The sequence below is a fragment of the Limnomicrobium aquaticum genome (assembly GCF_040545545.1).
Taxonomy (GTDB): domain Bacteria; phylum Pseudomonadota; class Alphaproteobacteria; order Rhizobiales; family Rhizobiaceae; genus Ensifer_A; species Ensifer_A aquaticum.
Genome location: NZ_JBEPMB010000015.1, coordinates 35,879 through 46,927, shown reverse-complemented (window position 1 = coordinate 46,927; position 11,049 = coordinate 35,879). Strand labels below are relative to the sequence as shown.

Annotated in this window: 7 protein-coding genes; 4 read left to right on the top strand and 3 right to left on the bottom strand. The window is 59.0% G+C overall.

What is annotated here, in order from left to right:
• Nucleotides 1-229 precede the first annotated feature (229 nt).
• Together ABID16_RS22960 and ABID16_RS22955 are read right to left on the bottom strand one after the other, a co-directional pair.
• A complete protein-coding gene (locus ABID16_RS22960) occupies nt 230-2,389 on the bottom strand; it encodes a CHASE2 domain-containing protein (RefSeq protein ID WP_354558712.1) in 2,160 nt (719 codons plus the stop codon).
• Nucleotides 2,390-2,424: 35 nt separating this feature from the next.
• The gene (locus tag ABID16_RS22955) at nt 2,425-3,090 is read right to left on the bottom strand and encodes a FecR family protein (protein ID WP_354558711.1); all 666 of its coding nucleotides are present in this window, start codon (nt 3,088-3,090) and stop codon (nt 2,425-2,427) included.
• Nucleotides 3,091-3,446: 356 nt separating this feature from the next.
• Between ABID16_RS22955 and ABID16_RS22950 the strand changes: the two genes are divergently transcribed.
• The 3 genes from ABID16_RS22950 (at nt 3,447) to ABID16_RS23630 (ending at nt 8,771) form a co-directional block, all read left to right on the top strand.
• Entirely contained in the window at nt 3,447-6,236 is a 2,790-nt protein-coding gene (locus ABID16_RS22950) for a cyclic nucleotide-binding domain-containing protein (RefSeq protein WP_354558710.1), read from the top strand.
• Nucleotides 6,237-6,245: 9 nt separating this feature from the next.
• The gene (locus ABID16_RS22945) at nt 6,246-7,814 is read left to right on the top strand and encodes an FAD-binding oxidoreductase (protein ID WP_354558709.1); all 1,569 of its coding nucleotides are present in this window, start codon (nt 6,246-6,248) and stop codon (nt 7,812-7,814) included.
• 789 nt (nt 7,815-8,603) lie between these two features.
• Complete coding sequence (locus ABID16_RS23630) at nt 8,604-8,771, top strand: hypothetical protein (protein WP_435532470.1); 168 nt, start codon at nt 8,604-8,606, stop codon at nt 8,769-8,771.
• A 74-nt stretch (nt 8,772-8,845) separates the two neighbouring features.
• Here ABID16_RS23630 and ABID16_RS22935 read toward each other — a convergent pair whose 3' ends face one another.
• Nucleotides 8,846-9,757 carry a LysR substrate-binding domain-containing protein gene (locus ABID16_RS22935; RefSeq protein ID WP_354558708.1) on the bottom strand — a complete coding sequence of 304 codons (912 nt, stop codon included), beginning with the start codon at nt 9,755-9,757 and terminating at the stop codon, nt 8,846-8,848.
• A 249-nt stretch (nt 9,758-10,006) separates the two neighbouring features.
• Between ABID16_RS22935 and ABID16_RS22930 the strand changes: the two genes are divergently transcribed.
• Nucleotides 10,007-11,038 carry a sugar ABC transporter substrate-binding protein gene (locus ABID16_RS22930; RefSeq protein WP_354558707.1) on the top strand — a complete coding sequence of 344 codons (1,032 nt, stop codon included), beginning with the start codon at nt 10,007-10,009 and terminating at the stop codon, nt 11,036-11,038.
• Nucleotides 11,039-11,049 lie beyond the last annotated feature (11 nt).

Sequence of the window (11,049 nt, the reverse complement as noted above, 5' to 3'; positions counted from 1 at the left end):
CTGCCGAGGTCTTCCGAGCCAATGTTATCGGACATGGCTACCGAACCGAGAAACTGTCACGCCGACCAAAGTCGCACTTGGGCTAGCGCGTCCAGTTTGCGGAAATATGGCAAGGGACATCAGGTAAATCAAAATGCTGTCCATGTTGGGCCAAAAATGCAAGGAGTGCATTTGGCGGCCGACCTCCTGAACCGATGCCGATCCCCCCAACGGTAAAGAACTCACAATCCTATTTCTTGCCTAACCTCCAGGTACCGGTCCACGAAGTGGACATTCCACCGCGAACAATGTGATCCATGCGGTCTTCCAAAAGTTGAACAGACCCTTTGAATTGGGAATGTGTTTTGAGCTTCTGCAAGGCACTTTTCGCGGTCTGAAAGTCACCAGCTTGATAATGCGCGAAAGCTTTGTCCCATTCGTTAATGTGAAATAGAAGCTCCGCCCGATGCTCGTCAGAAAGCGAGCTGATTTTTGCCATCGGTTCAAATAGGTCGTCAGGCAGAGAGTAGCCCTCCACCTGAACACGATCTATGCGACGATAAACAAATGCCTGGCCCGTCGCGTCGGCGGTTCGACCGCCGACACAAATCTGTATACCATAGGACCGTGTCGCCCCCTCCAGGCGGGCTGCAAGATTGACAGCGTCTCCGATGACCGTGTAGCTCCGCCGCAAGGTCGAGCCCATGTTTCCCACGACGACAGGACCGGTGTTGATGCCGATGCGGATGCTAACACAGGGTAGTCCGTCTTCGGCGAGCGACTGGTTGATGGCAGCGACTGTTTCCTGCATTCGCATCGCTGCCGTCACCGCCTGCAAAGCATGATGCTCCACGACGATCGGCGCACCCCAAAACGCCATGATGCAATCACCGATATATTTATCGATGGTTCCACCAGTCTCGTGAATGATATCCGAGAGCGGATTCAGAACTCTCCGCAGCAGCGCCGCGACCTGGTCTGGCGACAGGTCACGCGCCAACGAGACAAATCCTGCGATGTCGACGAAGAGGATTGTGAGCTCCATTTGCTTCGGAGCCATCAAATCTGCTGACCTCAAATTCACCAGTTCGCTCACCACCTCCCTTGGGACATATTCGCGGAACATGCCGACAATTTCGTTGCGATGGCGCATGGATTCCAGCCACCGCAAGGCGATCAGCCCGATGGCGAGAGTGAGGATAGCCGTGAGGCCGGGAGCGATCTGGATGACCCAATGGAGCCTCACCCATAGCACCGCATTTGCAGCGGCTAGCAGGACGACGATCAGCGCGGTTGCGACAAAACCTCCCAAAGGGGGCAGGATGAAAAGAGCGGCGTAGGTCAGAGCCATGCCGAGTCCGGCCATTGCAAGCTCGATCAGCAATGCGGTGCCGGGCCTTCGAAGCAACGTTTCATCCAGCATCGCCGAAATCGCATTCGCATGCACCTCGACGCCGGGATACGCCGGATCGACTGGTGTGGCCCGAAGATCGAACAGGCCCGGTACGGTTGTGCCAATCAATACGATCTTGTTTTGCAGCCTTTCCGGCGCAACACGCCTGGCCAGAACATCCGCCGCCGAGATGTAGTCAAAGCTCCCGCGGCCTCCACGAAAGGGCACGTTGATCATCAGTTCGTCGTCAACGGGAATAATCGCGTTCTGGTCTAATGACCGGATGCGGATCCCGGCCGCGGGCATGCCGGCCGCTGCCTCCAGGGCATAGCCTGTGCCGCCAATGGCAACGCGTGTCATTTCTAGTGAAAGCGACGGATAAAGCTGCCCGTCGTATTCCGCGAGTGCCGGGACCCTTCTGATCACACCATCGGGATCCATCCATGGGTTGAAATGCCCCTGGGGCTGCGCATCGCCCACAATTGCCGCCGTGTTGGCGGTGTAGTCCGACCAATGAGAGTAGCCGGAGTTCAAGCCATCGAGAGCTTGGATCGACATAGCCGCGTGCGGCAGAATACCGGAACGCATCTGTGCACCAACCCCGCCCCGCCCTTCGGCCAAAGACGAAAAATAGTATCCCAGAACAACGGGTTGTCCCTGAACGGCTGCGCGGAAGGCGCCATCGGCCTCTGCGCTCTCGGGTTCCGCCATCACGATATCCAGACCGATGGTATTGACGTGATAATTCGAGAGCAGACCCGTGATCAGTCCTGCCATCGTCCGGCGGGACCACGGCCAGCGGCCTAACTCGGCCAGACTTCGCTCGTCGATGTCAACGATAACGACAGAATCGTTTTCACGCTTCGGCGGGAACGCCTGTATGCGCATATCGTAGGCCCAGCCTTCCAGCCGCTCGACCAGGCCAATGGGCACCCAACGTCCCATATGAAGGACTGCGAAAGTCACGATGAAAATGACCAGGATCGGCGCACGCCACCGGCCGGCAACTTGTCGCATCAAGGCCCTCCCGCCCGCGCTTTGCGGCGACATTCTCAGCGCTCGAATGGCGCCTTGCGTCCGACGCTGTGCTCTGCTGCGATCAGTTCGGCATCAGAGTGGTTCATGAGCTTGGCCACGACACGGAGTTCGGGGCCCTTAGCGCCGACGGAAATCGTCTCGGCCTTGTCATGATAACTGCTGACAGTCTCGGAACGGACCTGCGGCACAGAATTTGCCTTGAATTCGAATGATCCGTAGCAATAGCAGACATAGGTCGACCGCCTTTTCGAAACCATGTAAAATCCGGTGCCCCGGATTCCGATTGTCGCGGTCGAGCCGACAACAGTTCGCCCGCTCCCCTTCGAGAAGACCGAAAGCAAGGCCCCAATGGGGACATTCGCAGACTGAACCGCACCGGTTGGGCTTTCAAACGTCACCTTGGCGCCCGACCCTTCCTCTCCGCGAAGAATAAAAGCGTCATCCTTGACGGCGAACGCCACCTCGGAGCCCGCGGGCACCTCAACCGTGGAATTTGCCGTGACGATCGTGCCCTGTGTTGCCGGAACACCATCGACTTTTGCCTGACCACGGAGCTTCAGTCCGGCAGCGTAGGCGTCACCCAGGCCGAAACCGGATGCGGCCAGGCCCGCAATCGAGGTAGCCAGAAATTGTCTGCGATTGAAATTGCTGCAGAGGCATGGCGGAGAAATGATCGGCATTTGAAAAATCCTTCGATGAAACGTGCCTCCAGCATCACCGCAAGCAGCCTCGCATGCCAGACAAAAACATTCAAAAGTCGGTGAGTTTCCGTGTCGCAACACGTGAACCCATCAGGCGAACCGCCAATCAAAGCGGCAAAGCGGCAAAGCGCCCTCTCCATCATATAGCGAACCTGCAATTTGCAGGGGTTTTGGCGCGGATTCTGCTTGTGCCAAATGAGGACTGATTCTATGAATCAGGCAATTGATTTCCGAAATTTCGTATTCTTCATTTTATCCGAGTTTCCCCTGCTTTTGAGGGAAAATCAAGAATTTCATGGTGGTCGCGCGTGCTTTCACGAGCCAAGGAATTACATATGCGCCGGGTCCGCTGGGGCCTGCTTGCAGCATGGGGCGTATTGATGGTCTCGCTGGTCTGGGATCCGCTAACCCCAGCCCTCACCCAACCGGATAATCTGGCGAGCCCGTTTCGGCTGTCTCATTCCATCGTGACCGTCCAGGGGGTGGAGCTTTCCTCCGAGCCCTATCACATGTCGAACCGGATATTCTGGACGATGGTACTCCCCTTCGTACCGGTCGTTCTGATGGTCTTCGGGCACGAATTCTGGAGACGCATCTGTCCGCTTTCCATGGTGAGCCAGATCCCGCGCATGTTCGGTTTCGAGCGGCGCATCAAACGGCTGAATCGCAGCAGCGGCAGGGTCGAAAAGGTGCTTGCCCTCATGCCCACGCAATCCTGGATGCGTGAACATGCGCTGCTTTTCCAGTTCACCTTTCTCGCGCTCGGCGTGATGTGCCGGTTGCTGTTCTACAATTCGAACCGGACCGCTCTTCTGCTCGCCTTCCTGTTCCTGATCACGTTTGCATTTCTCGTCGGCCTGTTTTACGGCGGCAAGACTTGGTGCAACTATTTCTGTCCGACGGCCGTCATTCAGGGCATATATACCGGGCCAGGCGGCCTGCTGGACTCCAAGGCCCATATCCAGAAGTCGCCTCTGGCACAGTCCGTATGCCGGACGCCCAGGGAGGGAACGGACCAGAGCATCTGTGTCGGCTGCACATCGAACTGTCCGGATGTCGATCTGGAGAACTCCTATTGGAAGTCGGTTGATTCCGACCAGAAGCGTTTCGTTTATTACGGCTTCTTCGGCCTCGTCTTCGCCTTCTACACCTACTACTTTGCCTATTCCGGTGGCTGGTCCTATTACATGACGGGCGCTTGGACGCACGAGAACAACCAGCTCGGCAAACTTCTGAACCCCGGCTTCTATTTCGACGGTTATGCGGTTCCGATTCCTAAGCTTCTTGCCGCACCGCTCTATTTTGTGGTCTCTATCGCGCTGTCCTATCTGCTGTTTCTCGCAATCGAGGCTGCCTATGCCGCCATTGCGGAGGCTCGCGGGCTTTCGATCTCGAAGACACGCCGCCGTCACCACATGCTGACGATCAGCGCCTTTCTGAGCTTCAATCTCTTCTATGTCTTCGCGGGCCGGCCCAACATCTTCCTGATGCCGCCATGGGCGATCAAGCTGATAGACATGACCATCGTGTTCGTGTCGGTGACGTGGATGATCCGTTCGCTGGCCAGAGATCCGGATCGCTACAGGCGCGAAAACCTCGGCACTACGTTGCGCGAGCAGCTGGTCCGGATGGGGTTCCGCTTCGAGGACGTGCTGGAAGGACGCAAGATAGAGCAGCTCTCCGCAGACGAGATCTATGTGCTTGCCCGCACCCTGCCCAATCTCACCCAGACGCAGAAGCGAGAGGCCTATCGCAGCATTGTGTCCGACGCCATCGAGACGGGCCAGACACGGTCTGCCGACAGTCTGAAGACGCTGAGCGAAGTGCGTTCGCATCTCGGGCTCACGGACGCGGATCACGAGGCTATCGTCGCAGCCCTGGGCGTCGCCGATCCGTCGATCCTCAATTCCGACATGGCCCAGTCGGCTGAAACCAAGATCCGTCGCGACAACTATCGCCAGTTTCTGGTCGACCTGATCCAGCGCGGACTGTCTGCGGGGATCGCGCCGGCGCAGTATCTTGCAAGCCCTGCAGCGATCGATGCGTTCCAGCCGGTCAAGGCAATGTTCAACATTTCCGACGAAGAGCATTTGCGCATCGCAGCTGGGCTGACCGAAGACGACAGCCATTTCATCGACAACGCACGCGCAATTCTTGCCAGGATCGAACGCGTCGAAATCGACCGCTTCTCTCTGTCAGCGAGTGAAGCCGCGGAATCCGCTCTCTTGCGCCACGCTCTGATGCTCAAGCAGAAAAGCCTGGTGCGTGAACTCTTCCTGTGGCTTGCCTCGGTCCGTGACGATACGGTCGTGCTTGGCATCGGACGAACGCTTCGGGCGCTGATCGGACGAAAAGCGGCACAGGCGATTGATGAGGGGATCGGCCTCATTCCGGATCATCTGCATTCCGCTTTCCTGTCCCGGACAACAGAGACGGCTGGGAGAACATATTTCGACGTCATTGGGGGCGTTCGCCCTCTCGAAGATGTGTTGCGCGACCTGTCCCATGATCCAGATCCGTTCATTGCGGGGCTCGCAATCTCGGCACTCTATGGCATTCACGCTGGCCGGCCGGAGCTCTGGGAGGTGCTCGTCAATCTGCCGCCGCTGATCGTGGATCTGAAGCATCACGCCGAGCGTGGGACCGTCTCGGCCCGTCTCCAGATCATCTCCGAACTCGTCAGGGTGGACGTGTTCTCGCAACTTGACCTTTCGGCTCTGGCCCGCATTGCGGATGCCGCTGCGATCAAGACCTTCAGGCGGGGCGATCTCATCTGCCGCCATGGCGATGCACCCGACGACATGTTCGTTCTGGTCGACGGCGAGACTGTCGCCTTCGTCAACAGCGCTGACGGCAGGCTGGTGCTCGGGGGCGGAAAGAAGGGTGCGGTGTTCGGAGAACTGGGTGTCATCACCGGCCGGCCGCGCTCCGCATCGATCGAGGTCGCAAGCGCAGAGGCGATTGCAATATCTATCCCCAGGGACGTCATCGACGATCTGCTGCAACGCGACCTTGGAGCGACCTTTGGCGTTCTCAAGGTCGTTTCCGGCTATCTGCAGGACACGATCGCATCGGCGGGCCGCGCAGTCGCGCGTTCGATGCCCGCAACGGCTCCAGCCGAGTAAGAGGTTGCCATGATTGCTCGTATTACCGAAAAATCCAGGGTTCTAGTCGAGTTGCCGCTGCTCATCTTCGTGCGCATTGCCGATGGCGACGGCGCGATGACGGCGCATGAAATGGAGCGTTTCGAGGAACTGATCGCCAACCCCTCCTGGTGCTCGTCGCCGTTACTTCAGCGATCGCTGATCCACACGCGCGAAGAAAAGCCGGCCTTCTGGAAGCGCTATGCCAAAGGCGACATCCGCGTCGGCGTCGACGCCGTGGAAGCGTCTATCGACACGGTTCTGACATCCATTTCTTCGGAAGAAAGAGTGCAGATCGAAGCCGACCTCGCAAAGTTCTGCGCGGAACTTCTGGCTGTGGCAAAAGCCTCGGCCGGTCTGTTCCGCCGCGATACCGCAGCGGCGAGCGAATTTGACGCTGTGACCGCGTTGATCCGTCGGCCATCGGCTCGGTCCGGTGGCGCCGCGACGTCTCAGGAGACGACTGCAGCAAGAGGCGCGGCGTCCTTGCCGATCGCGTTTAGCGCAGACCTCCTGACGGCCGAGGTATCGCCGGACTATGTCTGGCAGCGTGGAAAGATAAGACTCACCTGCGTCGATGTCGTCGACGAGACCCATGACGTCAGAACCTTCCATTTTGTTTCCGATCCGGGACGCCTTTTTCGCTTCCTGCCCGGGCAGTTCATCACCTTCGAATTGCCGATCGACGGCAAGATCGTGCGCCGGTCCTACACCATTTCGGCCACACCCTCTCGGCCGCATGTCTTGTCGGTGACGATCAAGCGCATCCCTGACGGGCTGGTTTCTAACTGGATGCATGAAAACATGACGCCCGGAACCCAGGTCTTCGGCGAAGGTCCGTTCGGCAAGTTCACCTGTGTCGGCGAAGCGCCGGGCCCCTATCTGTTCGTCTCTGGCGGTAGTGGCGTCACGCCCGTCATGTCCATGGCGCGCTGGCTCTGCGACACCGCGAGCGGGGCGGATATCCACTTCGTCCATTTCGCCCGCTCACCCGACGACCTCATTTATGCGGCAGAACTGGACTATCTTTCGCGGCGGCACCGCAATTTCAAGACCACGTTCGTTGTCAGCCGCCCGGGAGAGGCGTGGAGCGGCCCAACGGGTCACATTTCCCACGAACTCCTGCCCGAGATCGTGCCCGACCTCCATGCGCGACACGTGTATCTGTGCGGTCCCGTGCCATTCATGGTCGCCGCAAAGGAGGCGCTGGAGAAGCTCGACTACAACATGGATAATTTCCGCCAGGAAAGCTTCGGCGGCGCGCCCTCTTCGGCCAAGCCTGCCCAGGCAAGCGGAGTAATGGCCAGGATCGTTTTTTCTGGCGCGGGTTCTGAAATCGATTGCGCAACCTCCGACACGGTTCTCGACATCGCGCTCAAGGCCGGCGTGGACATTGCCTATTCCTGTCGCGCCGGCCAATGCGGCTCATGCAAGGTCCCGATGTCGGAAGGCAAAGTCGATCACGACTGCTCAGACGGTCTGGGGTCGGACGACGCCGAAGCTGGATTTATTCTGGCATGCCAGGCTCGACCCATCGGCCGAGTGGTCATCGCGGTGTAACCACCACGGGCTTCCAGGGTCAAAGCTCAGTCAGGATAGGTGTTCTGTTGATCGTGGTGGGATTGAATAGCGCTGAACAAGCGCAACGCAAGGCCGAGGGCCTTGTCGAGCACTGTTCATAATCAGGCGGCCCACCATATTCAACCCTTCGGGCACCGGCATAACCAAATGCGTAGGACGCGAGCAGTGTGAACTCTGGAACAAGCGACTGCTCACTTGTTCTGACGGGCCGGGAGCCTTCAACTACCGAAAATCCCACCTCTTCACCCTGATCTCATCCAGATGCAGATCGGTATCCCGCATGATGCGCGGCTTCGGCATTCCCCGCGGCTATAGTGCCGGGGACCCGTTGTGGAATTCATCGCCCCTTCCGTGCGGCAGCGGGAATTTGCCGCCGCAAGACGAAAACTGATTTCGACGCGGAACTCGGAACCGGCGTCCTTTTGGCGATTGATCATGGCGACGAATCCGCAAGTTCAAGAGCGATGCCTTCGAGGTAATTCACAATGCGGTCGAAGGCATATATGCGGCAGGATAGCAGCATCTGGGGCAAACCTGGATTTTGGCCTTATTCATTGGAGGGTCGGCAACGTCTTGCCGCCCAAAGCAAGATCTTGCCTCAATTTGTGAAAATTCTCAAAATCGAGCTTAACCACTCTCACAAAATTCATTTTATCACAGTACTTTGCTATTCCAAATGCGTCATTCTCCCGTGCTGCCACGCCGCCTGCATTATCACGATCGACCCACGGAGGGGTCTGTCTGTTTTGGGAGGAAATCACGAAGTCTTTGACGTGCCACCTTTTCGTGGCCGCTGACGGGATCATTGCCGCAGCATCCGCGCACGCCGGCGGAGCCTCGGATGTGGCGGGCTGCGCCCTGTTCCCGGCCTCCGAACTCTCCGCCTATTGCACGGGGACGGAAGTCGATATGAACGGTGGTTCGCACATTCACTGAGGCGTTTGGCGACGGCAACCGGAAACGGTTTCCGTCACCCGCCACGGGAAGGGCCGGCGGCGATATCGGGCCGGTCAGGCGATCCAGGGCCTTTCGCCGGTCCGCGCCATCCAGGCATTGCGCTCGGCCCGCACCCAGTCGAGAAAGATCTTGACCTTCCTGTGCCGCAGATGATCGCGCGGGCAGACGATCCATTGCGTGGTCAGCGCAATGCGATGCGGGTTGGCGACGGGACAGATGAGCCGCCCCTCGGAGAGTTCCTTCCACATCATCAGCTCGCTTTCGAGCGCGATACCGATGCCGTCGCAGGCAGCGTCGATCGCCATGTGGCTGCGGTCGAACAGGACGCGCCGGCAGCGGAAATCATGCGCGACACCGGCTTCCTTGAGCCAGCGCGGCCATTGCGCCTGCGACTTCACCGAATGAATGAGGCGGTGGTTCGTCACGTCCCCGGGCTGGAGACTGCCGATGCCCGCAAACTGCGGCGAGCACACGGGAATGAAGGTCTCCTCCGCAAGTCCCTCGACGAAAAGTCCCGGCCAGCGCCCGTCGCCGTGGCGGATTTCCACATCGACAAGTTCGCGGTTGAAATCGGTCGGCTCGTTGGTTCCGTCAACGCGCAGCTCGATTTCCGGATGCGCGTCGAGAAAGGATTTCAGCCTTGGCAGAAGCCACTTGTTGGACAGCGTCGGCGTGGCGCGGATATTGAGCGTCGTCACCGTGCGGTGGCCGCGGATCGTGTTGGTCGCATCCGAAATCCGCTCGATCTCGTCGGCGATCATCTCGAAATAGCGCTCGCCGGCTTCGGTGAGCACAATACCGCGCCCCATCTTGTTCATCAGCGTGACGCCCAGCTGCAGCTCCAGCGACTGGATTTGCTGCGTGACGGCAGACGGCGTTACGCTCAGTTCATCGGCGGCTTTTGATATGCTGCCCGAGCGGGCAGCGGCATGAAAGACAAGGATACTTCGGATCGGCAACTGCAAGATGTAGTCCTCCCACCTTGATAAAAGCCTTTTGGAAGTGCTCCGTCTATTTAGCAGACCTAAACGAAATCACAGTAGTTCTAAATTGCTTCTAAGCAATCGCTTTCTTACGCTCCCTTAACCTTTCGGGCCTACGCGGTCCGGAATGGCGGAAGGCTGCCCTCTCGTGGAGGAGACGGCACCTTGGAGGAATAACATGAAGCGGGGCAGCATTTCGCTCACCGGCGCTTCTTACGGGAGGATATCATCATGACATTGAACACCACCACGATTCTGCTCGCCGCATCGGCTGCTTCGCTGATCGCCGCCGGCACCACCTTTGCTGCCGAACAATGCTCTGCCTATCCGAAGGCCAAGCTGGAGAAGGTCGAGTCCGCCGATCTGGAAAAGACCTTCGGTGCCGTGCCGAAGCCGGCCAAGGAATTGCGCTTCGCCTATGTGACGAAGACGCTGATCAACGAATTCTGGCAGGATGTCGCCGCCGGCGTGAAGAACGAGGCCGGCAAATACAATATCAAGGTCGACGTGCAGGCCGCCAAGGACGAGTCCTCGATGATCGAGCAGCTCAACCTGGCGCAGACCATGCTGTCGCAGAAGCCGGACGCGCTGCTTCTGTCGCCGCAGTCCGACTCCAACCTTGCCCCCGTGATCAAGGCGGCGCGCGCCGCCAATATCCCGACGATCATCATTGACGATGCGAAGACAGACGGTGCCAGCAGCTATATCGGCACCGACCAGGTCGCCATCGGCGGCAAGGCGGCCGACTATCTCGGCGAGCGTTTCAAGGATGGCGGCAAGGTCGCCCAGATCGAAGGTGCCGCCGGTTCGCCGAATGCGCGCGCCCGCATCAAGGGCTTCGAAGACGGCCTGAAGAAATATCCGAAGCTGAAGCTCGTCGCCTCGCAGCCGGGCAACTGGGACCGCCTCGTGGCGCTCAACGCCACCAGCAACATCCTGCGCCAGAACCCGGACCTCGTCGGCGTCTATGCCAACAATGACGGCATGGCGCTCGGCGTCGTCGAAGCGGTGCGCAAGGGCAGCTCGCTCGACAAGGTCGCCGTCGTCGGTACCGACGGCATCCGCGAAGCCAAGAAGTCGGTCGGCGCGAAGGAAATGGCGGCCACGGTTGCCGAATTCCCCTTCGAGGAAGGCCAGCTCGGCGTTCAGGTCGCGCTGCGCCTGATCGGTTGCCAGGAAGTGCCGGTCTGGGTCGTCTCGCCGCAGGCCGTCATCACCAGCGACAATGTCGCCAAGTTCCCCGATCCGGTCGCCGCCAAGTAAGGTATTCATCC